17 protein-coding genes and 1 riboswitch are annotated in these 25,092 nt (G+C 69.9%); of the genes, 7 read left to right on the top strand and 10 right to left on the bottom strand.

The window, feature by feature from the left end:
- Positions 1-29: 29 nt before the first annotated feature.
- Positions 30-1,499, bottom strand: a complete 1,470-nt coding sequence (locus ACFU5F_RS23790) for a YibE/F family protein (RefSeq protein WP_383890649.1) — start codon at positions 1,497-1,499, stop codon at positions 30-32.
- 71 nt (positions 1,500-1,570) lie between these two features.
- Positions 1,571-1,727, top strand: a riboswitch (TPP riboswitch).
- Here ACFU5F_RS23790 and thiC point away from each other — a divergent pair.
- Together thiC and ACFU5F_RS23780 are read left to right on the top strand one after the other, a co-directional pair.
- On the top strand, positions 1,720-3,564 hold the full coding sequence (gene thiC, locus ACFU5F_RS23785) for a phosphomethylpyrimidine synthase ThiC (protein WP_383890646.1): 1,845 nt from the start codon (positions 1,720-1,722) through the stop codon (positions 3,562-3,564). It overlaps the preceding riboswitch by 8 nt.
- Positions 3,565-3,680: 116 nt before the next feature.
- Positions 3,681-5,111 (top strand): VWA domain-containing protein, encoded by a 1,431-nt coding sequence (locus ACFU5F_RS23780; RefSeq protein WP_383890643.1) that lies wholly within the window; start codon positions 3,681-3,683, stop codon positions 5,109-5,111.
- A gap of 318 nt (positions 5,112-5,429) precedes the next feature.
- On the opposite strand, the gene ACFU5F_RS23775 is transcribed toward ACFU5F_RS23780, so the two are convergent.
- The 3 genes from ACFU5F_RS23775 to ACFU5F_RS23765 form a co-directional block, all read right to left on the bottom strand.
- Positions 5,430-6,308, bottom strand: a complete 879-nt coding sequence (locus tag ACFU5F_RS23775; RefSeq protein ID WP_383890641.1) for a hypothetical protein — start codon at positions 6,306-6,308, stop codon at positions 5,430-5,432.
- A gap of 183 nt (positions 6,309-6,491) precedes the next feature.
- A complete protein-coding gene (locus ACFU5F_RS23770; RefSeq protein WP_383890723.1) occupies positions 6,492-7,586 on the bottom strand; it encodes a metallophosphoesterase family protein in 1,095 nt (364 codons plus the stop codon).
- Between the two features lie 200 nt (positions 7,587-7,786).
- Positions 7,787-8,899, bottom strand: coding sequence for a LacI family DNA-binding transcriptional regulator (locus ACFU5F_RS23765; protein WP_383890639.1), 1,113 nt, complete (start codon positions 8,897-8,899; stop codon positions 7,787-7,789).
- A gap of 412 nt (positions 8,900-9,311) precedes the next feature.
- Here ACFU5F_RS23765 and hisC point away from each other — a divergent pair, with 412 nt between their 5' ends.
- The 5 genes from hisC (at position 9,312) to ACFU5F_RS23740 (ending at position 18,214) form a co-directional block, all read left to right on the top strand.
- The gene (hisC, locus tag ACFU5F_RS23760; protein WP_383890636.1) at positions 9,312-10,391 is read left to right on the top strand and encodes a histidinol-phosphate transaminase; all 1,080 of its coding nucleotides are present in this window, start codon (positions 9,312-9,314) and stop codon (positions 10,389-10,391) included.
- Positions 10,392-10,595: 204 nt separating this feature from the next.
- The gene (locus ACFU5F_RS23755; protein WP_383890633.1) at positions 10,596-12,104 is read left to right on the top strand and encodes a cytochrome ubiquinol oxidase subunit I; all 1,509 of its coding nucleotides are present in this window, start codon (positions 10,596-10,598) and stop codon (positions 12,102-12,104) included.
- 27 nt (positions 12,105-12,131) lie between these two features.
- Positions 12,132-13,136, top strand: coding sequence for a cytochrome d ubiquinol oxidase subunit II (gene cydB, locus ACFU5F_RS23750; protein ID WP_383890631.1), 1,005 nt, complete (start codon positions 12,132-12,134; stop codon positions 13,134-13,136).
- A 114-nt stretch (positions 13,137-13,250) separates the two neighbouring features.
- A complete protein-coding gene (cydD, locus tag ACFU5F_RS23745) occupies positions 13,251-16,826 on the top strand; it encodes a thiol reductant ABC exporter subunit CydD (protein WP_383890628.1) in 3,576 nt (1,191 codons plus the stop codon).
- 329 nt (positions 16,827-17,155) lie between these two features.
- Positions 17,156-18,214 carry a M23 family metallopeptidase gene (locus tag ACFU5F_RS23740; protein ID WP_383890626.1) on the top strand — a complete coding sequence of 353 codons (1,059 nt, stop codon included), beginning with the start codon at positions 17,156-17,158 and terminating at the stop codon, positions 18,212-18,214.
- A 121-nt stretch (positions 18,215-18,335) separates the two neighbouring features.
- On the opposite strand, the gene ACFU5F_RS23735 is transcribed toward ACFU5F_RS23740, so the two are convergent.
- The 6 genes from ACFU5F_RS23735 to ACFU5F_RS23710 form a co-directional block, all read right to left on the bottom strand.
- A complete protein-coding gene (locus ACFU5F_RS23735) occupies positions 18,336-19,205 on the bottom strand; it encodes a Cof-type HAD-IIB family hydrolase (protein ID WP_383890623.1) in 870 nt (289 codons plus the stop codon).
- 171 nt (positions 19,206-19,376) lie between these two features.
- Positions 19,377-20,279, bottom strand: coding sequence for an LLM class flavin-dependent oxidoreductase (locus ACFU5F_RS23730; RefSeq protein ID WP_383890621.1), 903 nt, complete (start codon positions 20,277-20,279; stop codon positions 19,377-19,379).
- Between the two features lie 36 nt (positions 20,280-20,315).
- A complete protein-coding gene (locus tag ACFU5F_RS23725; RefSeq protein ID WP_383890618.1) occupies positions 20,316-20,864 on the bottom strand; it encodes an RNA 2'-phosphotransferase in 549 nt (182 codons plus the stop codon).
- Positions 20,865-20,996: 132 nt separating this feature from the next.
- Positions 20,997-21,938 carry a MerR family transcriptional regulator gene (locus ACFU5F_RS23720; protein WP_383890616.1) on the bottom strand — a complete coding sequence of 314 codons (942 nt, stop codon included), beginning with the start codon at positions 21,936-21,938 and terminating at the stop codon, positions 20,997-20,999.
- Positions 21,939-22,215: 277 nt separating this feature from the next.
- Entirely contained in the window at positions 22,216-24,000 is a 1,785-nt protein-coding gene (locus ACFU5F_RS23715; protein WP_383890613.1) for an SDR family oxidoreductase, read from the bottom strand.
- A complete protein-coding gene (locus ACFU5F_RS23710) occupies positions 23,997-24,845 on the bottom strand; it encodes a M24 family metallopeptidase (protein WP_383890720.1) in 849 nt (282 codons plus the stop codon). The genes ACFU5F_RS23715 and ACFU5F_RS23710 overlap by 4 nt, the downstream gene beginning before the upstream one ends.
- Between the last annotated feature and the right edge of the window lie 247 nt (positions 24,846-25,092).

The following is a 25,092-nucleotide window of genomic DNA, read 5'->3' as shown; positions in this document are numbered from 1 at the left end:
CCGTTACGGCGCCGGGGTGCCGTAACGCTTCAGCGCTTGCGGCGGCGGCCTCGTCCCCCACGTGCCGGAGCGGGCACGGCGGCCGCTTCGGGGGCACCCGGGCGGTCGGCCGAGACGACCAGGGCTGCCAGCGCGGTGGTCACCGGCACCGAAGCCACCAGACCGATCGAACCGACGAGCGTGCGCACGATCTCCTCGGCGACCAGTTCGCTGTTGGCGACCGTGCCGACACTGCTCTGCGCGATCGAGAAGAGCAGCAGCAGGGGCAGCGCGGCACCGGCGTAGGCGAGGACGAGGGTGTTGACCACCGACGCGATGTGGTCCCTGCCGATCCGGATGCCGGCGCGGTACAGCCCCCGCCAGCCCATCGCCGGATTGGCCTCGTGCAGCTCCCAGACCGCCGAGGTCTGGGTGACCGTCACGTCGTCGAGTACACCGAGCGAGCCGATGATGACGCCCGCGAGCAGCAGACCGCTCATGTCGATCGTCGGGTACAGCCCGTGGATCAGACCGGTGTTGTCGTCGGTGTTGCCGGTCAGATAGGCCCAGCCGATGAAGCCCGAACCCAGCAGGCCGATGAGTAGCAGCGAGATCAGGGTGCCGATGACCGCCACGGAGGTCCGGGCCGAGAGCCCATGGCACATGTACAGGGCGATCAGCATGATGGCGCTTGCCCCGATCACCGCCACCACCAGGGGGTTCGAGCCCTGGAGGATGGCCGGCAGGATGAAGAGGGTCAGCACCATGAAGCTGATGGCGAGCGCCACCAGGGCCATGACACCGCGCATCCGGCCCACCACCACGACGGCGAGGGCGAAGATCCCGGCGAGCAGAGCCATCGGGAGCTTCCGGTTCACATCGGTGACCGAGTACTGCAGGTCCTTGGGCGCGGCGGGCTCGTACGCGACCACGACCTCCTGGCCCTGCTCCAGTTGCCGCGACTGGTCCGGCTGAACGATCTCTGTGAACGTACGGCCCTTGTCGTCGCCGGTGTCGACGCGGATCGTGGCCTTCTTGCAGGTGCCGTCGGCCTGTTGCTGGGCGGAGGATCCCTCGGCGGTGGAGGTGTTGCCGGTCGGGGAATCGCCCGAGGCGTTCACCGACGAACAGGCGACCTCGTCGACCTTTGTGACAGTGGCCTGCTGTGTCTGCCGGTCGAAGCCCACACCGGTGCGCTCGTGCCCGGGGGCGCCGCCGGGCCAGAGCACGACGAGGCCGACGACGACTGCGGTCGCGAAGGGGATCAGCACCGCCGCGATGACCTTGCGCAGGTGCTGCGAAACGGGAGCGGCCGGGCCGTGACTGTGGGAGTGCCCGTGGCCGCCGGAGGACGGGCCGTGTCCGTGGCCGTCCCCGGAGCCCCGGCCGCCGCCGGAGCCGTGGCCGCCTCCTGGACCGTAGCCGTGGCCGCCGTCGGATCCATGCCCATGACCGCTTCCGGGGCCATGACCGTGGGGAGGCTCGGGGGGCGGAGGTGGGGGCTGCTGCGTCGTGGTCACCGACCGATCATCGCAAGAACGAGCGATGCCCACTGTTCACCGCGCCACATCTGCCGCTAGCGTGGAGGCACCTTTGCACACGCGGGAGCTCGGAGCACCGGGCTGAGAGGGCGCTGACCTCCGCAGACGCGATGTTTCACGTGGAACATCGCCGGGCGGAAATCGCTGCGTCGACCGCTGAACCTGTTACCGGGTAATGCCGGCGTAGGGAGTAGGTCTCATGACCATCGAGGACACACGCACGCCTGCCTCCAGTCAGACGGGCGGGACATCCGCTCCGTCCGAGGGCGAAGAAACCGCGAGTCAACAGCCCCTGGAGGCCGGGAAGTCCATCGGCTGGCACAAGGCGTACATCGAGGGCTCTCGCCCCGATCTGCGGGTGCCGGTCCGCCAGGTGCACCTGACCAACGGACAGTCCGTCACCTTGTACGACACCTCCGGCCCGTACACCGATCCGGCGGTGGAGACCGACGTGCGGCGGGGGCTGCTTCCCGTTCGCGAGAACTGGATCATCGCCCGGGGAGACACCGAGGAGTACGCGGGCCGCCCCGTGCGCCCCGAGGACGACGGGATCAAGCACACCTCGCCGCGCGGCGGACTGCGCAACCTCGACGCGGTGTTCCCGGGGCGGCCACGTCAGCCGCTCCGGAGCCGCGACGGCCGGGCGGTGACGCAGCTCGCCTACGCACGGCGCGGGGAGATCACCCCGGAGATGGAGTACGTGGCCGTACGGGAGAACGTCTCGCCCGAGGTCGTCCGTGAGGAGATCGCCGCGGGCAGGGCCGTACTGCCCGCGAACGTGAACCACCCGGAGATCGAGCCGATGATCATCGGCAAGCGGTTCCTGGTGAAGGTCAACGCCAACATCGGCAACTCCGCGGTCACCTCCTCCATCGAGGAGGAGGTCGAGAAGATGACCTGGGCGACCCGCTGGGGCGCCGACACGGTCATGGACCTGTCCACGGGCCGGAACATCCACACCACCCGCGAGTGGGTGCTGCGCAACTCCCCCGTGCCCATCGGCACCGTGCCGCTCTACCAGGCACTGGAGAAGGTCGACGGCCGGGCCGAGGAGCTGACCTGGGAGATCTACAAGGACACGGTCATCGAGCAGGCCGAGCAGGGCGTCGACTACATGACGGTCCACGCGGGTGTGCGCCTGGCGTACGTACCGCTCACCGCGAACCGAAAGACCGGCATCGTCTCGCGCGGCGGCTCGATCATGGCGGCCTGGTGCCTGGCCCACCACAAGGAGTCGTTCCTCTACGAGAACTTCGCGGAACTGTGCGAGATCCTCGCCGCCTACGACGTGACGTACTCGCTGGGCGACGGTCTGCGGCCGGGGTCCATCGCGGACGCCAACGACGAGGCGCAGTTCGCGGAGTTGCGCACGCTCGGGGAACTCAACGCGATCGCCAAGGGTTTCCAGGTACAGACGATGATCGAGGGCCCGGGACATGTCCCGATGCACAAGATCAAGGAGAACATCGAGCTGCAGCAGGAGATCTGCGACGAGGCTCCGTTCTATACGCTCGGCCCGCTGACCACGGATATCGCCCCGGCGTACGACCACATCACCTCGGGCATCGGTGCCGCGATGATCGCGTGGTGGGGCACCGCGATGCTCTGCTATGTCACGCCCAAGGAGCACCTGGGGCTGCCCGATCGTGACGACGTGAAGACGGGCGTCATCACCTACAAGATCGCTGCTCATGCGGCGGACCTGGCCAAGGGGCACCCGGGCGCACAGGCGTGGGACGACGCGTTGTCGGACGCCCGCTTCGAGTTCCGCTGGGAGGACCAGTTCAACCTGGCCCTCGATCCCGACACGGCTCGTGCGTTCCACGACGAGACGCTCCCGGCGGAGCCGGCCAAGACGGCCCACTTCTGCTCCATGTGCGGGCCGAAGTTCTGCTCGATGAAGATCAGCCGCAGCATCACGGAGCGGTTCGGTGGCGCGGCGGCCGAGGGGACGTCCCAGGACGAGATAGCCGAGGGGATGCTCCAGAAGTCCAAGGAGTTCGCACAGGGCGGGAACCGGGTGTATCTGCCGCTGGCGGAGTGAGGGCCGGCGTGTGATGCCCCGGCGTTCCGGGGCATCACCCGCCGGCGGACCGCGGCAGGTCTGTCCGGATCGCGGCAGGTCTGCCCTCCCGCGCCCTCGGCGGGCAGACTGCCTCCATGACAGCGAGAGCACTGAGCAAGGGTGCCAACCTTCCCGTCGACTCCTCTTCGGTACGTGTCGAACTGACGTGGTCCGAAGGCCCCGGCGTACCCGATGTCGACGCTTCCGCGTTGCTGCTCACCGATGTCGGACGCGTACGCGACGACGGTGACTTCGTCTTCTACAACCAGCCTCGGCACGCGTCGAACGCCGTGGCACACCGTGGGAAGCAGAGTGCCGACGGTGCCCTGACCGACACGGTCGAGGTGGACCTGCGTGCGCTCGAACCCGTGGTCGAGCGGGTCCTGCTGTGTGCGTCGGCCGACGGCGGGACATTCGGCCAGGTGCCCGGACTGACCTTGCGGCTGTGGGACGCGGGGACTCGGACCGAGATCGCGCACTTCGCCATGGAGGCGGGGACGGAGACCGCGTTCATCGGCGGCGAGCTGTATCTGCGGGCGGGGCAGTGGAAGTTCCGTGCGGTCGGCCAGGGATACGCCTCAGGACTCGCGGGGCTGGCCTCCGATTTCGGCATCACCGTCGACGACCCGTCCTCGGATCCGTCCGTGGTCCCGCCGACTGCCACGCCGCCTGTTCCGGCCACGGCACCCACCGTTCCGGCCGCCGGGCGACCTCTTGCAGCGCCGTCACCGGCGCCTGCCTCGGCACCGGCAGGCCCGCGTCTGGACAAGGACGAGGAACGGCTGCCCGTCGACATGCGCAAGCGTCTGTCACTGCGTAAGGAACAGGTGGCCGTCAGTCTCAGGAAGCACGGTGCGGAGGGAGTCACCGCCCGCGTCGTTCTGGTCCTGGATGCCTCCGGATCCATGTCCTTCCTCTACTCCAAGGGCATCGTCGCCGACGTGGTGGAGCGCATGGCGGCGGTTGCCGCGCAGCTGGACGACGACGGTCAGATGCAGGCCTGGACCTTCGCTTCGCACGCGGCGCGGCTGCCCGACCTGCGCATCGGGGAGCTTCCGGCCTGGCTGCAACTGCATGTGCGGGTAGGGCAGATGAGCCTCTTCCGCCGTGGCAAGAAGCCGGCCAGAGGGCTGGTGGAAGGCCAGGTCGACATGCGGACGGTCGGTATCCAGAACGAGGAACAGAAGGCGATCGCCCAGGTTCGTACCTACGTCCGGGGAAATCCGGCCGATGCCCCCACTTTGGTCCTGTTCTTCTCCGACGGAGGTGTCTACCGCGACGCCCTGATCGAGCGAGAACTGAGGGATGCCGTAGAGGAGCCGATCTTCTGGCAGTTCGTGGGGCTGGGACGGGCCAACTACGGAGTGCTGGAACGCTTCGACACGTTGCCCGGCCGTCGCGTCGACAACGTGGGATTCTTCGCCGTGGACGACATCGGTACCGTTCCCGACCAGGAGCTGTACGACCGTCTCCTGTCCGAGTTCCCGGCCTGGGTGACTGCCGCCGGTCGGGCGGGCATCATCTGATCCGATGATCTCGGGCTTCTCTCGGCGCTCTCCCATGGCTGTGCGAGGCTCTCTCCGGCATGCGGCGGGCCTGGATCGGGGCGCGTCGAAGCCGGGACCGCCGCCGACGACGCACGAGGTGCGGACCATGGTCGTCGCCGCCCGTGCGACGAGGGATCTTCCTGGTCGGCCACCGGACAGAAGGCCGCGCCCCCTCGGACAGAAGGGCGCGCCGCCTGGGCGGGCGGCTGCCGTGCGGTCTGCTGCGGACAGGTGCGGGTTGGGCGGGAGGATGCCGGTGCCCGCCAGATGTCCGGGAGGGCGGCCGGCGCGTCGGTCCTATTCGGGCTGGTGTTCCGGTCCGCCGAAGTCCGGGCTGGAGAAGTCCGGACTGCTGAAGCTGGGGCGGGAGCGTGAGCTGCCGCTGTCCGGGCTGCTGCTGAAGCTCGGGCGGTTGTATCCGAGGTGCGGCATACGGCTGGGCGGAGCCGGCGGGTCCGGCTCGTTCAGCAGTGCCGGGCTCGGGTTGGCGAGGGCGTCGCGGAGGAACGGCAGGATGCCGCGCTCCAGAAGCGTGTCGCGCCAGGCTTCCCTGGCCCGGGTCACTTCCTCGTTCAGCTCGCTGCGGGCTCCGTCGTCCAGGAGGGCGGTGGCGTTGTTCCGCAGGGCGGTGAGCAGGAGACCGATGGCGGCCACCAGGATCGCGGCCGCGGTGACCGCGCCGAAGACCCACCCCGTGGTGAGCAGGGTCTCGGCGATCGCCCGCTCGGGGTCGAGCGCCTTCATGACATACCCCAGCAGCAGGAAGAGCACCGCGGCGGTCCCGGCGAGGACGGGAGCGAGTACCGCGGCGATGGCACCGGCGCCCGCGCCGGCCGCCTCGGTGACCTCGCCCACGGTGGCCGCGAGGCTCACTGCGGTGCCGTCCGGTTCGCCGGTGCCGGACGTCGTCCGCTCAGGGGCGGGCGCGGTGGCCGACGGGGGGCTGCGGAACTCGTCGCGGACCTTTACGTAGTACTGGTACTCGGTGGCCGCGGCGGCTGTGATGATCGCCGTGGCGTTGAGCGCCATGGTGCGCAGCTGTTCGGTGTTGAGCCGCTGGAGGCCGGCGGCGAATTCCGGGCGGTGTGGTGCGGAGCGCAGCACGTCACCGAGGATCCGCTCGAACTCCTGGCGGTCCTCACTGAGCAGGTGCTGCGGAACGCTGTTCATGTGCATCCCCCGATGCTCCGTAGGGCTTGTGGCTCGGCATGCTGACGAGCCGTCGGGCAGAAACGGAGGGGAGCCTGCTACGGATAAGCCGATGGTAGAGCGGTGACGGCAGGAGGTGACAGGGGGTTCGAAGAAATTGGCCCCTGGCCGACGAAGTCTTCCGACGTCTCACGCCTGCCCGTCGTCGGCTCAGGGACGCAGCGGGAGTTCCTGGACCAGCAGCTTTCCTGCCATGGTCACACCGCCGTCCATGGCGACGGCCAGACCGTCCGCGTAGGTGTACGGACCGTCGACCGAGGGGCCCGTTCCGTCCTCGCCGTCCTCCGAGCCGACCTCACCCAGCAGGTACGGGATGGGGCTGTGGCCGTGCACGATGCGGGTGCCGCCGTAGGTCTCCAACAGTGAGCGCACCGCATCGGCGCCGCCCTCGTCGCGGAAGGAGAAGCGCCGGGTGAACTTGCGGAAGAGGTCCCAGACCTCGTCCGGGTCGTTGCGCGTGATCGTCTCGCGGACGGTGTCGTTGACGGCCTCGATGGAGTCGCCGTAGTCGCGGTAGGCGGTGGTGTCGGAGTGCACCAAGAGGTGGCCGTCGACCTCCTCCATGGCGTCCAGGCGGGCCATCCACTGCAGGTGGTGGTCCTGGAGGCGGTCCATGTCGGTCTTCTGGCCGCCGTTGAGGAGCCAGGCGGCCTGGAAGGTGGCGGTGCCCGCGCCGGAGTTGACGGGGGTGTCGCCGAACCGCTTGGCGCCGAGCAGCAGCAGTTCGTGGTTGCCCATGAGGGCCTTGCAGTAGCCGCCGGCGGCGGCCGCCTCGGCGGACAGGCGCATCACGAGGTCGATGACGCCGATGCCGTCCGGGCCCCGGTCGGTGAAGTCACCGAGGAACCAGAGCCGGGCGGTGCCCGCCGACCAGTTGCCCGCGTCGTCGACGAGCCCCTTCTCGTGGAGCGCGGCGAGGAGCTCGTCGAGGTAGCCGTGGACGTCCCCGACGACGAAGAGGGGGCCCGGCCGGGCGGAGGGCTGTTCGGCCACCGCGGCCTCCGGGTCGATCACGACCTGCAGCGTGTCACCCCGGTTGATCACCGGCAGGTCGCGCTGCGTCGGGGTGTACCCCTCGGGGTAACCCTCGGATTCGTCGGCGGGCCCGGAGACCTCGCCCGGTTCTGTGGTCTGTCCGTACGGACCGGCCTCGTGGACGTACGCGGGCACACGGAAATCGCGCACCGTCGGCGTCCGCACCTCGGGTCCCTGACCGGCCCCCTGCGTCATCGACCCCTCCACCACCATCGCCCGCATCTGCACCGGATCGGACTGCCTGGTCGCAGCGGCCCGCCGGTGTGTGCGCCCATCATAGGAATGCGGATCGCGCCATGTGATGACCCAGGGGTGGTGAAATGGCGCAGGGCCCCAGTTCACCGCGGTTTTCTCCCGAATTGGGCGGGGCTCTCCCCGCCCAAATCCCGTTCGGATCCTCAGTTCGGGCGTCAACCCTCTTCGGGTGACCGTGGCGGACTGACCGTCGTACGCGGTGGGCGCCGCTCGGACGAGGTCCGCACGATCAGTTCCGTCGGTATCACCTGCTCCACCGGTTGGTCCGATTCGAGCCCTTCGATGGCGTCGATGAGGAGCTGGACCACGGCTGTGCCGATCCTGCGCGGCTTGAGCGAGAGCGTGGTGATCGGAGGTTCGGTGGTCGCGTACACGGTGGACTCGCTGCAGCAGACGAGCAGCAGGTCGTCGGGGACGCGCAGACCGTACCGCCGGGCGGCGGCCAACAGATCGGTGCCGTTCGGGTCGAAGAGGCCGTAGACCGCGTCCGGGCGGTCCGGGCGGGCCAGCAGCCGGTCGGCGGCCACGGCCCCCGCGCACGGATCGTGCGCCGGATAGGCCTCGTACACCGGATCCTGGCCCACGCGCTCGCACCAGCGCAGGTATGCGGTGGTGGACAGATGCGTGTACGTGTCCGTCGTCGTGCCCGTGAGGAGGCCGATCCGGCGGGCGCCCGCGTCGGCCAGGTGGTCGAGGATGTCCAGGACGGCGGCCTCGTGGTCGTTGTCGACCCACGCGGTGACCGGCAGGGTGCCGCCCGGACGGCCGTCGGAGACCACGGGTAAGCCCTGGCGGACCAGTTCACTGACGACCGGGTCGTGGTCGGAGGGGTCGATGACCACCGTGCCGTCCAGGGCCACGTTCGACCACACGTCATGCCGCGAGGTCGCGGGGAGGATGACCAGGGCGTAGCCCCGGGCGAGCGCGGCCGACGTGGCGGCCCGCGCCATCTCCGCGAAGTACGCGAACTCGGTGAAGGTGAAAGGTTCATCCCCGTACGTGGTCACGGTCAGGCCGATGAGGCCGGACTTGCCGGTTCTGAGGGTTCGGGCTGCCGCCGAGGGGCGGTAGCCAAGTCGGTCGGCGACCTCGCGTACATGGCGTCGGGTGGCGTCCGGGAGCCGGCCCTTGCCGTTGAGGGCGTCGGAAACGGTCGTGATGGAGACTCCGGCGGCGGCGGCCACGTCCCGGATGCCCGCCCGGCCTGACCGGCTGCCTCGGCGGGGAGTTTCCGCGCGGCTCACCTGGTGCTTCCCTGCTGCTGTCATGGCGAGCCGATAGTAGGGCTCATGCGGTGGGGTAGTGCGGACGCATATGCAGTCGTTGACAGGCACGTTTCTGCATGGTCACTTGGGTGCAAATTCCTTGCATTGCAAGGGAGTTGAACGATCCAATGCCAGTACGTGACTTGTCGACGCGCATGGGCCTGCCAAGTAGCTCATGTCTCGAAGAGGTCTCAACTCACCTGCACGGGTGATGCGCGCTACGGCGTGAGCCACCGGCGCGTGCGCTCGGAAGCGATGCGCCCCCTATTTCGTACACCTTCGTGCCTTGATGCCCGTGGGGCGGATGTGACGACAGGGGTGGGGGCATCGGGCGCACGCGGTTGTCCACAGGCCATTCGCAGCGGCGCCGAATCCTCATAAGGTGAGAAGCATTACGTCGACGAGGAGGACTGCGGTGAGCGAGACGAGCCCCAAGCTGCGAGCCGAGCTGGAGGGTATCCCCACCTACAGGCCCGGCAAGCCGGCCGCGGCGGGCGGCCCGGTGGCGTACAAGCTGTCCTCCAACGAGAACCCGTATCCGCCGCTGCCCGGAGTGCTGGAGACCGTGACGGGGTCGGCCGCGTCCTTCAACCGGTACCCGGACATGGCGTGCACAGGGCTCGTGAGCGAACTCGCGGACCGCTTCGGTGTGCCGGTCACGGACCTGGCGACGGGCACCGGGTCGGTCGGCGTCGCCCAGCAGTTGCTGCAGGCGACCTCGGGCCCGGGTGACGAGGTGATCTACGCCTGGCGGTCGTTCGAGGCGTACCCGATCATCACGCAGATCAGCGGGGCCACGTCCGTACAGGTGCCGCTGACGCCGGGCGATGTGCACGACCTGGACGCGATGGCGGACGCGATCACCGACCGGACCCGGCTGATTTTCGTCTGCAACCCGAACAACCCGACGGGTACGGCGGTCCGCCGAGCCGAGCTGGAGCGCTTCCTCGACCGGGTGCCCGGCGATGTCCTGGTGGTGCTGGACGAGGCGTACCGGGAGTTCGTCAGGGATGTAGAGGTTCCGGACGGCGTCGAGTTCTACCGCGAGCGATCGAACGTCTGTGTGCTGCGCACCTTCTCCAAGGCGTACGGCCTCGCGGGCCTCCGGGTCGGCTTCGCGATCGCTCATGAGCCGGTGGCGGCCGCTCTGCGCAAGACGGCGGTGCCGTTCGGTGTGAGCCAACTCGCACAGGACGCCGCGGTCGCCTCGCTGCGGGCCGAGGACGAGCTGATCGGCCGGGTCGGCTCGCTGGTCTGCGAGCGGAAGCGGGTCGTCGAGGCGCTGCGCGGCCAGGGGTGGACGGTGCCGGAGACCCAGGCCAACTTCGTGTGGCTGCGGCTGGGGGAGCGCACGGTCGAATTCGCCGGCGCGTGTGAGCAGGCAGGTGTCGTCGTGCGGCCCTTCCCCGGGGAGGGCGTGCGCGTGACGATCGGCGAGACCGAGGCGAACGACATCTTCCTGAAGGTGACGGAGGAGTTCCGCAAGGAGATCTGAGGGTTCAGACGCTTCTGACCAGGGGGTTCGGGGATTCTTCTCCGGGCCCCCTGCTTTTGTGCACCCCCCGCTCCCGTCTCGAACAGGCATGCGTCATACTTGCTTGTGAATGTGAATGCATTCACAAGCGCGTCCCGGTTGCCCTGAGATGTACGTGACAGGCGGGACAGGCTGCGGCAGTGCCACAGCATGGAAGGAGAAGACGTGGACCTCGCTCTGGCGCCGGAGACCCTGGCGCGGTGGCAGTTCGGTATCACGACCGTCTACCACTTCCTCTTCGTCCCCCTCACGATCTCGCTCGCCGCGCTCACCGCCGGCCTGCAGACCGCGTGGGTGCGCTCGGGGAACGAGAAGTACCTCAAGGCCACCAAGTTCTGGGGCAAGCTCTTCCTGATCAACATCGCGATGGGCGTCGTCACCGGCATCGTGCAGGAGTTCCAGTTCGGTATGAACTGGTCCGACTACTCACGCTTCGTCGGTGATGTCTTCGGGGCTCCGCTCGCCTTCGAAGCACTGATCGCCTTTTTCTTCGAGTCCACCTTCATCGGTCTGTGGATCTTCGGCTGGGACAAGCTCCCGCAGAAGATCCATCTGGCCTGCATCTGGATGGTCTCCATCGGCACGATCCTGTCGGCGTACTTCATCCTCGCGGCCAACTCCTGGATGCAGCACCCGGTCGGCTACCGGATCAACGAGGCGAAGGGCCGGGCCGAGCTGACCGACTTCTGGCTCGTCCTGACCCAGAACACCGCGCTCACCCAGGTCTTTCACACCCTCTCGGCGGCCTTCCTCGCCGGTGGCGCCTTCATGGTCGGCATCGCCGCCTTCCATCTGGCCCGCAAGAAGCACATCCCGGTGATGAAGACCTCGCTGCGACTCGGCCTGGTCACCGTGGTGATCGCCGGCATGCTCACCGCGATCAGCGGCGACCTGCTCGGAAAGGTCATGTTCAAGCAGCAGCCGATGAAGATGGCCGCCGCCGAGGCGCTGTGGGACGGCGAGGCGCCCGCACCCTTCTCCGTCTTCGCCTACGGCGACGTCGACGAGGGGCACAACAAGGTCGCCATCGAGATCCCTGGCCTGCTGTCCTTCCTCGCCAACGACGACTTCGACTCGTACGTCCCCGGCATCAACGACGTCAACAAATCCGAGCAGGAGAAGTTCGGGCCCGGTGACTACCGGCCCAACATCCCCGTCGCCTACTGGGGCTTCCGCTGGATGATCGGCTTCGGCATGGCGTCCGTCGCGATCGGCGCGGCCGGCCTCTGGCTCACCCGCCGGAAGTTCCTGCTGCCTCAGCACCTGCGGGTCGGCGACGAGGAGGTGCCCCATCTGGTGCTGCTGCCGGGGAAGGCCCTCGGTCCGACCCTCACCAAGTGGTACTGGCGCATCGCGGTCCTGACCCTGGGCTTCCCGCTGATCGCGAGCTCCTGGGGCTGGATCTTCACCGAGATGGGACGCCAGCCGTGGGTCGTCTACGGCGTGCTGCGCACCGAGGACGCGGTCTCCCCCGGTGTCTCCCAGGGCGAGATCATCACCTCGATGCTCGTCTTCACCGCCCTGTACGCCGTCCTCGCCGTCGTCGAGGTGAAGCTGCTCGTGAAGTACGTCAAGGCGGGGCCGCCGGAGCTGACGGAGGCCGACCTCAACCCGCCCACCAAGATCGGCGGCGACTCCCGTGACGCCGACAAGCCGATGGCCTTCTCGTACTAGGCCGCACCGGGCCGAGGGAGCACAGTCATGGAACTTCACGACGTCTGGTTCGTCCTCATCGCCGTCCTGTGGATCGGCTACTTCTTCCTGGAGGGCTTCGACTTCGGGGTCGGTGTCCTCACCAAACTGCTGGCCCGCAACCGTCCGGAGAAGCGGGTCCTCATCAACACCATCGGGCCCGTCTGGGACGGCAACGAGGTATGGCTGCTGTCGGCGGGCGGCGCGACCTTCGCCGCCTTTCCCGAGTGGTACGCCACGCTCTTCTCCGGCTTCTATCTGCCGCTGCTGCTCATCCTGGTCTGCCTGATCGTCCGTGGAGTCGCCTTCGAGTACCGGGTGAAGCGGCCCGAGGAGAACTGGCAGCGCAACTGGGAGACGGCGATCTTCTGGACCTCATTGCTCCCGGCATTCCTGTGGGGTGTGGCCTTCGCCAACATCGTGCGGGGAGTGAAGATCGACCGGGACTTCGAGTACGTGGGCGGTCTGACAGACCTGTTGAACCCTTACGCCCTGCTGGGCGGGCTGGTCACACTGACGCTGTTCACCTTCCACGGCACGGTGTTCGTCGGCCTCAAGACCGTGGGGGCCATCCGGGAACGGGCGCGGAAACTGGCGCTGCGCGTCGGAGCCGTGACGGCAGGGCTCGCACTGATCTTCCTGCTGTGGACCCAGATCGAGAAGGGCGACGGTGTGTCGCTGGTCGCGGCGGCCGTGGCGGTCGCGGCACTGCTGACCGCGCTGGCGGCGGTGCGAGCGGGACGTGAGGGCTGGGCCTTCGCCCTGTCGGGGGTCACCATCGTGGCTGCCGTCTCGATGCTCTTCCTGACGCTCTTCCCGAACGTCATGCCGTCCTCGCTGAACGCGGACTGGAGTCTCACGGTCAGCAATGCCTCGTCCAGCCCGTACACCTTGAAGATCATGACGTGGTGTGCGGCCATCGCCACACCGGTCGTGATGCTCTACCAGGGATGGACGTACTGGGTGTTCCGCAAGCGGATCGGTACGCAGCACATCGCCGAGTCGGCGCACTGAGTCGAGCCGTACCGAGTCATGGCCGGGGGTGCGTTCGGTGATGTTTCACGTGAAACACACCCCCTCCCGGCTGAAGAGGCATGTTTCACGTGAAACATGCCTGCGAAGAAGAGGGTGTTTCACGTGAAACCGATCGACCCACGACTGTTGCGGTACGCGCGCGCCACCCGCTTCTTCCTGGTGGTCGTCGTCGGCTTGGGGGTGGTCGGAGCCACGCTGGTCATCGCGCAGGCCATGCTCATCGCGGAAGTGGTGGTCGGCGCCTTCCAGCACGGGATGCCGGTCGGTGAACTCCGCACTCCCCTGCTGCTCCTGGCGGCGGTCGCGCTGGGGCGGGCCCTGGTCTCCTGGCTCACCGAGCTGGCGGCTCACCGTGCGAGTGCGGCGGTGAAGTCCGAGCTGCGGGGGCGGCTGCTGGAGCGGTCCACCGCGCTGGGACCTGGCTGGCTGAGCGGGCAGCGCACCGGCTCGCTGGTCGCCCTCGCCACCCGGGGCGTCGACGCGCTCGACGACTACTTCTCGCGCTACCTGCCCCAGCTGGGCCTTGCCGTCGTCGTGCCCGTCGCGGTGCTGGCACGGATCGTCACCGAGGACTGGGTGTCGGCGGCGATCATCGTCGGCACGCTGCCGCTGATCCCGGTCTTCATGGTGCTCATCGGCTGGGCCACCCGTGCGCAGATGGACCGTCAGTGGCGGCTCTTGTCGCAGCTGTCGGGACACTTCCTGGACGTCGTCGCCGGGCTGCCGACACTGAAGGTGTTCGGTCGGGCCAAGGCCCAGGCCGAGTCGATCAAACGGATCACCGGCGAGTACCGCCAGGCGACCATGCGGACGCTGCGAATAGCCTTCCTGTCCTCCTTCGCCCTGGAACTGCTCGCCACGATCTCGGTCGCGCTGGTCGCGGTCACCATCGGCATGCGGCTCGTGCACGGCGAGATGGACCTGTACATCGGGCTGGTCGTCCTGGTGCTGGCCCCCGAGGCGTATCTGCCGGTCCGGCAGGTGGGTGCCCAGTTCCACGCGGCGGCCGAGGGACTCGCGGCTGCCGAGGAGATCTTCGAGGTACTGGAGACACCGGTGCCGGCCTCGGGGACCGGGGCGGTGCCGGACGCCGGTGGCCTCCACTTCGACGGGGTGACCGTCCGCTACCCCGAGCGGTCGTACGACGCCGTCTCACACGTGTCCTTCACCGTGGGCTCAGGCGAGACGGTGGCCCTCGTCGGGCCGAGTGGCGCGGGCAAGTCGACGCTGCTGAACGTGCTTCTGGGGTTCACGAAGATCACGGAGGGTGGGGTTCGGGTCGGGGCGGCGGACCTCTCCTCGCTCGACCTGGCCGAGTGGCGTTCGCGTATCGCCTGGGTGCCGCAGCGGCCGCACCTGTTCGCCGGGTCGATCGCCGAGAACGTGCGACTGGCCCGTCCTGACGCGGACGACGCGGCCGTACGGCGGGCGCTCGGTGATGCGGGGGCGCTGGGGTTCGTGGACGCGCTCCCCGCCGGGGCCAAGACGGTCCTCGGTGAGGACGGCGCCGGTCTCTCCGCCGGACAGCGGCAACGGCTCGCCCTCGCCCGTGCGTTCCTCGCCGACCGGCCCGTGCTGCTGCTCGACGAACCGACGGCCTCGCTGGACGGAGAGACCGAGGCCGAGGTCGTGGAGGCGGTACGGCGGCTTTCGGTGGGGCGGACCGTGCTGTTGGTGGTCCACCGTCCGGCGCTGCTGGGGGTGGCGGACCGCGTGGTGCGGCTGGCGGGGCGGGCGGCCGAGGAGTCGTTGGTATCCGGCCGATCCGGTGGCGCGGTCGTGAGGGCCCTAGATGCGGGGGCGGCGGACACGGAAGTCGTGCTTGACTCCCAGGATGCCGCTGCGGCGGACGCAGGACCGCGGGCAGGAGCCGGTGCCGGGAGCGTGCTGGCTCGCTCCGGGGTGCCGTCCGGCGCCTCCCGGCGACCCGTACTCGGCCGTGTCCGCACCATGGCCGGGCCGCGCCGCGGCCGGCTCACCCTCGCCCTGTTGCTGGGCAGTCTCGCACTGGGCAGCGCCGTGGGTCTGATGGCGACATCCGGGTGGCTGATCTCACGAGCCTCTCAGCAGCCCCCGGTTCTGTATCTGATGGTCGCGGTGACGGCGACGCGGGCGTTCGGGATCGGGCGGGCGGTGTTCCGGTACGCGGAGCGGCTGGTGTCGCACGACACCGTGCTGCGGATGCTGGCCGACACCAGGGTGGCCGTCTACCGCCGGCTGGAGCGGCTGGCCCCCGCGGGGCTGCGGACGACACGGCGGGGCGACCTGCTCTCGCGGTTGGTCACCGATGTGGACGCGCTGCAGGACTACTGGGTTCGCTGGCTGCTTCCCGCGGGCGCCGCGACGGTGGTCTCCGCGGCCTCGGTCGGGTTCACGGCCTGGCTGCTGCCCGAGGCCGGAGCCGCGCTCGCCGTCGGACTGTTCGCAGCCGGGGCCGGGGTGCCCCTCGTCACGGGGGCCGTGGCCAGGCGGGCGGAGAACCGGCTGGCGCCGGCCCGCGGAGTCCTCGCCACCCGTGTGGCCGATCTGCTCACCGGCACCGCCGAGTTGACGGTCGCGGGTGCCCTGCCGGCGCGCACGGCCGAGGCACGGAAGGCCGACCAGGTGCTCACCCGCATCACCTCCCGCGCCGCCACCGCCACCGCGCTCGGCGACGGGCTCACCGCGCTCGTGTCCGGGCTCACCGTCGCCGTCACCGCGCTCCTCGGGGCACAGGCCGTCGCCACCGGACGGCTGAGCGGTGTGGCCATGGCCGTCGTCGTGCTCACCCCGCTGGCCGCCTTCGAGGCGGTGCTGGGGATGCCCTCGGCCGTGCAGTTCCGCCAGCGGGTGCGCAGGAGCGCGGAGCGGGTGTACGAGGTGCTGGACGCCCCCGAACCCGTACACGAACCGGAGGAGCCGGCCGACGCACCGGTCTCGCCGTTCCCGCTGCGGCTGGCAGCGCTCGGCGCGCGGTATGCGGGGCAGGACCGTGACGCGCTCGCCGACCTGGATCTCACCCTGGAACAAGGGCGCAGGGTCGCCGTGGTCGGTGTCTCGGGAGCGGGCAAGACCACGCTCGCACAGGTACTGCTGCGCTTCCTGGACGCACGGGAGGGGACCTACACGCTGGGTGGTGTGGACGCGCACGCGCTCGAAGGAGATGCCGTACGGCGGTTCGTGGGGTTGTGTGCCCAGGACGCGCACCTTTTCGACAGCTCGGTGCGGGAGAACCTGCTGCTCGCTCGGAAGGACGCGAGTGAGGCGGAGCTGCGGGACGCGCTCGCGCGGGCGCGGCTGCTCGACTGGGCCGATGAACTGCCGGACGGGCTGGACACCCTGATCGGGGAACACGGGGCGCGGCTGTCCGGCGGCCAGCGCCAGCGACTCGCCCTCGCCCGCGCGCTGTTGGCCGGCTTCCCGGTCCTCGTCCTCGACGAGCCCGCGGAACACCTGGACCTGCCGACCGCCGATGCGCTCACCGCGGACCTGCTGGCCGCGACCGAGGGCCGCACGACTCTGCTGATCACCCATCGGCTGGCCGGACTGGAGGCCGTGGACGAGGTCGTCGTGCTTGCGGAGGGGCGCGTCGTGCAGCGCGGGGCCTATGCCGAACTGATCGCGGTGGACGGGCCCTTGAGGGCGATGGCCGAGCGGGAGGCGGCGGGAGAGCTGCTGGCACGAGTCTGAGCGCGTCGCTGCGCTCCTGGCCACCGCCGCCATGGCGGCGGCCCGGCGGGCGTTTGGCCGTGCGCCGTAGCGGCCGCGTCGGGGGGTTGACGCTTCGCCGGGCGCCGTAGCGGCCGCGTCGGCCCTCGCCGTGGAGGCGAGTCGCGACGGACGGCCGACCCGCGATCCGGCCCATCACGGGGGGCCCGGGATCGTCGGCAAGTCTCCGCCGAACACGCCGTATCAGGGCCCCTGTTCGGCCCAGCTCCTTGACCCGTCCGAGGCACCGTTTCCCCCAGGCGTACGACTCGGACAGGACTGCGGCGCCGGGCCGGGTCACGATCGCTGACATGCGCCTCTCCCGCCGGAACCCGCTGTTCGCCGTGGTGCTGCTCTGCGCGGCGGCTGTTCTCCAGGCCGGGCCGACGATGGCCGACAGCGGTGAGGCCGCGGGCTCGTCCGGTGAGGCAGGGACCAGTGCCCGAGTGGCGCGGCTGTTCGACGAGGCGGCGGTGGCGACCCAGCGGTACGAGGCGGGGCGACGGGCCGCCGCGGCCCAGAGGACGAAGGCGCGGCGGCTGGAGAAGCTGCTCGCCCGGGAGCGGAAGCACATCGCGGCGCTGAACGCCGATCTCGGCCGGATCGCGCGCGCCCAGTACCGGGAGGGAGGCGGCGTGCCGTACACCGCGCAGATGCTGCTCGCGGAGAACCCCGAGGACTTGATGCGCGGCCGGCGGGCCGCTTGGCAGGCCGATCTGGCGGTCAACAACGCCGTGAGCAGGAATCGTCGCGCGGAGGCGAGGCTCGCCAGGGACGAGGCGAAGGCGGCCGCGGCATGGCGGGCGCTGGAGGAGTGGAGGACCGGGCTCGGCGAGATCAAACAGGCGATCCACCAGAAGCTGGAGGAGGCGCAGTGGACGCTTCAGGGAGAGGCGGACGCGTCGGTCTCGGCCGGTGCCTGCCGGGGAACCGTCCGGCTCGACCAGCCGGACGAAGGGCCTTCGAGCGCGTGGGTCACGCCCGTGGACCGGTACGAGCTCTCCGCGGGGTACGGCAGCGGTGGTGAGCGCTGGGTCAGTCGGCACACAGGACAGGACTTCGCGGTGCCGATCGGTACGCCCGTGCGGGCCGTCGGGGCGGGACGTGTGGTCAAGGTCTCGTGCGGGGGCGCCTTCGGCATCCAGATCGTCGTCGAGCACGCGGACGGGTACTACACGCAGTACGCGCACCTTGCCGCCGTCACCGTCGACCAGGGTGATCGCGTGACGGCGGGACAGTGGATCGGCCAGTCGGGCACCACCGGCAACTCCACCGGCCCCCACCTGCACTTCGAGGTACGTGTCACTCCGGAGCTGGGGTCGGGCGTGGATCCCGAGCCGTGGCTGCGGGACCACGGGGTGGAGCTGTAGCCGGCGGGTCGGCCACCAGCAGCCATGGGCGCCTGGCGGAGCGGCGGTCGGCCGGAGCGGGGCGGTCACCGTCTGCGGACGTCGATGGCGACTCGGCGCTCGTGGGGTCGGTGGGCGTCGGCTACAGGCGTTCCGCCAGCAGTTGCTCGATGACGACCGCCACACCGTCCTCGTTGTTGGCCACGGTCCGGCCCGAAGCCGCGGCGAGGACGTCCGGGTGCGCGTTGCCCATGGCGTACGACCGGCCGGCCCAGGTGAGCATCTCGACGTCGTTCGGCATGTCTCCGAAGGCGACGACCTCCTCGTGGGAGATGCCGCGCTCGGCGCAGCAGAGGGCGAGGGTGCTGGCCTTGGAGACGTCGGGCCCGCTGATCTCCAGTAGGGCGCTGGGGCTGGAACGGGTGATGGTGGCACGGTCGCCGACGGCGATCCGGGCGGTGGCGAGGAAGTCGTCGGGGTCGATCGACGGGTGGTACGCGAGGATCTTCAGTACCGGCTCGTCGTCCGCCACGCCCCCCGGGGCCAGCAGTTTCTCCGCGGGCGCGAGAGTGCCGGGGATCTCCATGTGGAGCTTCGGATACTCGGGTTCCTGATTGAATCCAAACGTCTGCTCGACTGCGTAGACCGTGCCCGGCGCTGCCTCGCGCAGCAGCCGTACCGCGTCGAGCGCGTTCTCTCTCGCCAGCTCCCGGACCTTGACGAAGCGATGGGCACCGGGACCGCCGTGCAGGTCGACCACCGCGGCGCCGTTGCCGCAGATCGCCAGGCCGTGGCCGTGCACGTGTTCACTGACGACGTCCATCCAGCGGGCGGGCCGGCCGGTCACGAAGAAGACCTCGACGCCGGCCTCCTCCGCGGCCGCGAGGGCGGCGACGGTGCGGGGGGAGACCGACTTGTCGTCACGGAGCAGGGTGCCGTCGAGGTCCGTGGCTATCAGCCGGAGCGGGACGGTCGGGGCCGGGGTCTCGGGCTGTCGCGTCGCTGAGGTCACGGGCCCCATTGTCGCGCATATGCGCGCACGGTCGTGCGGGCGGCCGCACAGGTGAGTGATCACTGGTCCGGGACGCCCGTCGCCCGTGACGCCGCGGCAGCCCTCCGCGGGCCGCTTTGAGCGGGCGCGGCCGGTGGGGCGCGCCTCGTCCGCGGCCGATCCGCGCCGCTCTCAGGCCAGCTGCGCCGGTGCCTCCATGGCGATCCGCTCGAAGACCTTCTCGTCCGCGGCGAAGTCCGAGCCCGGGACCGGCCAGTGGACCACGATGTCCGTGATGCCCAGTTCGGTGTGGCGGCCCGCGAAGTCCACGAACGCGTCCAGTGACTCGAGCGGTCGGCCGCGGTCCGGGGTGAAGCCCGTGAGGAGGATCTTGTCGAGCCGGGCGGCGTCCCGGCCGAGCGTGGCGGCTGTGTCGGCCAGCCTCTCGAGCTGGCCGCGGATGGCGTGGACCGACTGCTCGGGGGTGCCCGACTCGAACAGCTTCGGGTCTCCGGTGGTCACCCACGCCTGCCCGTACCGGGCGGCCAGCCGCATTCCGCGCGGGCCGTTGGCGGCCACCGCGAAGGGCAACCGGGGGCGCTGGACGCAGCCGGGGATGTTGCGGGCCTCGTGGGCGGAGTAGTGGTCGCCCTCGTAGGAGACGGAATCCTCGGTGAGCAGCCGGTCGAGCAGGGGGACGAACTCGGCCAGACGGTCGGCGCGCTCACGCGGTGTCCACGGCTCCTGGCCGAGCGCGGTGGCGTCGAAGCCGGTGCCGCCCGCCCCGACGCCGAGGGTGATCCGGCCGCCCGAGATGTCGTCGAGGGAGATCAGTTCCTTGGCGAGGGTCACCGGGTGCCGGAAGTTCGGCGAGGTCACGAGCGTGCCGAGGCGGATGCGTTCGGTGGCGGCGGCTGCCGCGGTCAGGGTGGGCACGGCGCCGAACCAGGGTCCGTCCCGGAAGGTGCGCCACGACAGATGGTCGTACGTGAACGCTGTGTGGAACCCGAGCTGCTCGGCCCGCTGCCAGTTGTCACGGCCCCCCTCGTGCCAGCGGAGGTACGGGAGGATCACGGTGCTCAGGCGCAGACTCATGCGACGAGCCTACGTCCGGCCGTCGGACGGTTCCGCTCAGCGCGCCTCGGGGAACAGCAGGTACCGGGGCGGAACCGCCTCGGTCAGCCACACCCCGTTGGCACTCACGCGGAAGACGTGACCGTCCCGGTGCATGGCACCGGCGTCCACCGAGAGCACGACGGGGCGGCCGCGGCGGGCACCGACGCGCGTGGCGGTCTCGAGGTCGGGTGAGAGGTGCACGTCGTGCCGGTTCATGGGGCGCAGGCCCTCGGCACGGATCGCACCGAGGAAGGCCGACACGGTTCCGTGGTACAGGTACGGCGGCGGGGTCGCCGACGGGAGGCCGAGGTCCACGTCGACGGTGTGGCCCTGGCTGGCGCGGATGCGGTCGCCCTGGACGGCGAAGCGCTGCTTGTCGTTGGCCTCGACCACGTGGTCGAGCTCCGCCCTGGTGAAGGGGAAGCCGTGGGCGGCGGCCGCCTCGATGAGGGTGTCGATCCCGATCCAGCCGCCCTCGTCGAGGGTGATCCCGATCCTCTCCGGCTGGTGCCGGAGGTGCTTGGAGAGGTACTTGGACACTCTCACGGTGCGTCGTTCGTTCATGCCGTCAGCGTGCCTGCAGAGACCCGCGTCACGCACTTGATTTTGATCCCGATGTTTGATCCACAGCGAAGTGCGTTTATCCACAGGGGAATTGCAGATTCTGTGGACAACTCGCCGCCGAATATAGGGTAATTAGTCAAGTTTGTTGCTTTCATGCATATTTGATGCCAGAGCATCCAAGGTGCGTGACTGCACCTCCCGTTCGGCTGCGGCGGTGATGAAAGCCGCAGCTCGTGCCGACCCAACCAGCTTCTCGACAGCCCGCATCGTGGAGGCCGGTATGCGTACGGAGCACGACTCGTCGACGGGTTCGACGGGGGCTCCGGGGTTCAGGTGTCGGCGCAGCTGCCGCGTGGCGAACAGCCGCATCGCGCGAGCGAGTTCGACGTCCACCGTCTGCTGAGCGAGCGGCCGCAGCCGTCGGACGAGTGCCGCCGCCTCGACCGCGTCGTCCTCGGTCGGTGGCTGGTGCGCCCCGATGTAGCGGGCGAAGACGTGCTCGGTGGTGAACTCCAGGAAACGGGTGGCGATATGTTCGACCTGGTCCCTCAACTCCCGTAGATGACCGGTGATCGCCGACAGCGGCACTCCTGCTCCGTGCAACTCCGCGGCCACGGACAGCTCCTGGGGGCTCGGTACGAGAAAGAGGTCTTCCTCGCCGGGGACCCGCTCCAGCACACCCAGCCGGATGGCGTCCGCCACCGCCGCCTCGTCCGGAACGCCGCCGAACCGCTCGACCAACTCGGCCCGTGAGATCCGTACCGCCTTCTCGTCGGTCCACGGCCCGTCGACCTCCGCGGCCAGACCCAGTACTCCGCCGAGGCCACGGCCTGTGTCCCAGGCTTCCAGAAGCTCCTTGATGGAAGCCAGGGTGTAGCCGCGGTCGAGGAGGTCGGCGATCTGGCGCAGTCTGGTCAGATGTGCGTCCGCGTACACGTTGGCCCGGCCGTGCCGCTGGGGGCGGGGCAGCAGCCCCCGATCCTGGTAGGCGCGGATCGTCCTGACCGTGGCGCCGCTGTGGTGCGCCAGGTCCTCGATGCGGTAAGCGGGCCCGGCCGGTTGGTCGTTCACCACCCTCGTGCCTCTCTCCGCCGACGAGCGTCGGGCTGCCGCACGTGCCCGCACCGGGTCCACGCCGGTGTGCGCGCACCGGCGGTGGCGTGCCGCGACGCCGCCGGTGAACTCTCCCTGCGGTCGGCTCTCTTGTGCGGCGATCCCTCCCGCGAGGGGCGGGAGTGCGCGCGCGGGCTGCGGGCGACGTCCGCCCCGCGTTCCTTCCTCTGCCGGTCGAGGGAAACCCCGCGTGGACTGCCCCCGTGGTGCCTGTTTCCGGTCCCGCCCGCCCCGGGGCTCACAGCGGTGGCTCCAGCCGGGCGAGTGCGCGCAGGGCCCGCGGGGCGAACCGGGACAGGAAACGACCCGCGCGGGCTTCCGGGGTGACGGGCACGACTGCCTGGTTGTGGACGACCGCGCGCAGAACCGCGGCCGCGACGTTCTCCGGCGGGTAGTTCCGCAGTCCGTACAGCCTCGCGGTCCTCCGCTGCCGGCGTTTCTCCTCCTCGGGTTCGACGCCGGCGAAGCGCGCCGTCGAGGTGATGTTGGTGTTGACGATGCCGGGACAGATCGCCGACACCCCGATGCCCCGTCCGGCCAGCTCCGCGCGCAGGCACTCGCTCAGCATCAGGACGGCCGCCTTGGAGGTGCTGTACGCGGGCAATGACCTGGAGGGCAGATAGGCGGCGGCCGAGGCGGTGTTGACGATGTGACCGCCCTGGCCGCGCTCGGCCATCTGCCTGCCGAACAGCCGGCAGCCGTGGATCACACCCCACAGGTTCACGTCGAGGACCTTCCGCCAGTCCTCCGTGGTGGTGTCGAGGAAGGACCCCGACAGCCCGATTCCCGCGTTGTTCACCAGCACGTCGACCACGCCGTACTCGGCGGCGACCTTCTCGGCGAGCTTCACCATGGCCTGCTCGTCCGAGACGTCGGCCACCTCGGCCCAGGCAGCGGGCGCCCCGATCAACCGGGACAACTCCGCTGTCCGGGCGGCTCCTTCGGCGTCGAGGTCGACGGCGACGATGCGTGCCCCGGCCTCGGCGAACGCGAAGGCCGTGGCCCGGCCGATCCCGGAGGCCGCACCCGTCACCAGCACCAACTGGCCACCGAACCGGTCCGCGTACGTCCCGGTGGACACCGGTGCGGGCCGCCCGCCCTCGGTCGCCGTGACGAACTCGGTTATCCAGGAGGCGAGTTGATCGGGTCGCGTACGCGGGATCCAGTGCTTGGCGGGCAGAGTGCGGCGGGTGAGCTGCGGAGCCCACGATTCCAGGTCGTCGTGCAGCTGCTCGGAGAGGAACTGGTCGCCCAAGGGAGTGATGAGCTGCACGGGCGCGTGGGCGTACGCGTCGTCCCGGGGGCGGGCCAGACGGGTACGCATGTTGTCCCGGTACAGCCACGCCCCGTGCGCGGCGTCCGTGGGCAGCGACGGGCTGGGGTAGCCGCCCCGGGGCAGCCTCTCGGCCCGTCGGACCAGGCCGGGCCAATGCCGACCGAGGGGGCCGCGCCAGGCGAGCTCGGGCAGTGCCGGCGTGTGCAGCACGTAGATGTACCAGGATCTGGCGCCCTGACCGAGGAGTTGACCGATCCGGCGCGGGGTCGGGCGCTTCACCCGCCGCTTGATCCAGTGCCCCATGTGGTCGAGGGACGGGCCCGACATCGAGGTGAAGGACGCGATACGTCCCTCGGTGCGCTCGACCGTCACGAACTCCCAGCCCTGTACGGAGCCCCAGTCGTGCCCCACCAGGTGGACGGGGCGGCTCGGGCTGACCGCGTCCGCCACCGCCAGGAAGTCGTCCGTCAGCTTCTCCAGGGTGAAACCGCCGCGCAGCGGCTCGGGCGCCGTCGACCCGCCGTGCCCGCGCACGTCGTACAGCACCACGTGGAAGCGCTCCGCCAGCCGTGCGGCGACCTCGGACCAGACCTCCTTGGTGTCGGGATAACCGTGCACGAGCAGCACGGTCGGTTGCTCGGGGTCGCCCAGCTCGGCCACGCACAGCTCGACCCCGTCCGCGCGCACCCGGCGCATACGCGCGCCTTGGAGTCCCAGCGCGTCCCTCATGCTTCCCCCTTCGGTCATCGGCACGTCTCCTCCGCCCACCGCCGGACGTGCGGCAGGTCGTCGTCGAGCCAGAATGCGCTCTCCTCGGCCTCTCTCGAGTCGGTGACGACGAGGATCTCCTCGAACTTCACGCCCGTGCCCCGGAAGCCGAGGTGGGGCTCGACCGCCCACAGTCCCGGCCGGGGCGGGTGATCGGAGAACCGGTACGGCGACCACAGCGGCGACCAGCCGTCGCGGTGCCCGCGCAGAGCGTCGGACGCGAGCCCCTTCAACGCCTGGGTACCGAACCCGAACACTTGCGGTGACCAGCGGCGTTCCCTGACCCGGTCCACCTTGTGCGCGATGACGCCGAAGGGGTAGGCGCGATGGCGGTTGGCATACCCCTGACGGACCATGAGGCGGTCCACGTCCTCATAGATCTCGCGCAACGACCGGCGCTCGCGCACCTCGCGCAGGATCAGCTCGCGGTGTGCTCGAAGGTCCGTCATCAGCCTGTCGTGCAGCGGGCTCGGCCCGAGGCAGCCCGAGTAGCCGATGTCCGCCGTATAGCCCTTGTATATGGGGGCCATGTCGAGGATGAAGGGCATTCCCGCTTCGAGGCGGCGGTCGGTGGGGAAGAACTGCAGCGGCACCCGGAAGTTCACGAACGCCGTGCGGTCCCCGAACCATGCGAACGGCAGGTGGAACCAGTCCCGCACACCGCGCTCGCTCAGCCACCGGCGCTGCATCCGGGCCGCTTCGCGCTCGGTCACGCCCGGCTTCAGCTGAGCCGCGACCGCTTCGGCGCACTCGTACGCGAGCGTCTGGACCTGCCGGAAACCTCGCAGCTCCGCGGTGAGTCCGCCGATCGACGCCGAGGTCATGTCACTCACTGCCCCACCTGTCCTCATCGACTACGGTCCGTGTTCGCAATGTGACATCAATGAATGTGACAGTGATGGGCGGCTGCGTCAATGGGGTGGCGACGGCTGTGGAGAACCCACGAGGACGAGAAGGGCACGCCCGGTTGGGCACGAAACGGCGATGCCGAGCGTTCCCACCATGACGGCCGCCGTCCTGTGGCACGGCCTCTCGTCCCGGTTCGACCTTCAGGGTGACCCCTAGGGGGCC

The organism is Streptomyces sp. NPDC057438, from assembly GCF_042802995.1.
GTDB lineage: Bacteria > Actinomycetota > Actinomycetes > Streptomycetales > Streptomycetaceae > Streptomyces.
Note: the sequence above shows the minus strand (reverse complement) of the source record. Positions and strands in the feature narration are given on the sequence as shown.

Coding starts and splice junctions, on each gene's coding strand:
- ACFU5F_RS23740 (WP_383890626.1), top strand. CDS start 17,156: ATGCGCCTCTCCCGCCGGAACCCGCTGTTCGCCGTGGTGCTGCTCTGC.
- ACFU5F_RS23715 (WP_383890613.1), bottom strand. CDS start 24,000: ATGACCGAAGGGGGAAGCATGAGGGACGCGCTGGGACTCCAAGGCGCG.
- ACFU5F_RS23765 (WP_383890639.1), bottom strand. CDS start 8,899: ATGACAGCAGCAGGGAAGCACCAGGTGAGCCGCGCGGAAACTCCCCGC.
- thiC (WP_383890646.1), top strand. CDS start 1,720: ATGACCATCGAGGACACACGCACGCCTGCCTCCAGTCAGACGGGCGGG.
- ACFU5F_RS23775 (WP_383890641.1), bottom strand. CDS start 6,308: ATGCACATGAACAGCGTTCCGCAGCACCTGCTCAGTGAGGACCGCCAG.
- ACFU5F_RS23710 (WP_383890720.1), bottom strand. CDS start 24,845: ATGACCTCGGCGTCGATCGGCGGACTCACCGCGGAGCTGCGAGGTTTC.
- ACFU5F_RS23730 (WP_383890621.1), bottom strand. CDS start 20,279: ATGAGTCTGCGCCTGAGCACCGTGATCCTCCCGTACCTCCGCTGGCAC.
- ACFU5F_RS23780 (WP_383890643.1), top strand. CDS start 3,681: ATGACAGCGAGAGCACTGAGCAAGGGTGCCAACCTTCCCGTCGACTCC.
- cydB (WP_383890631.1), top strand. CDS start 12,132: ATGGAACTTCACGACGTCTGGTTCGTCCTCATCGCCGTCCTGTGGATC.
- ACFU5F_RS23725 (WP_383890618.1), bottom strand. CDS start 20,864: ATGAACGAACGACGCACCGTGAGAGTGTCCAAGTACCTCTCCAAGCAC.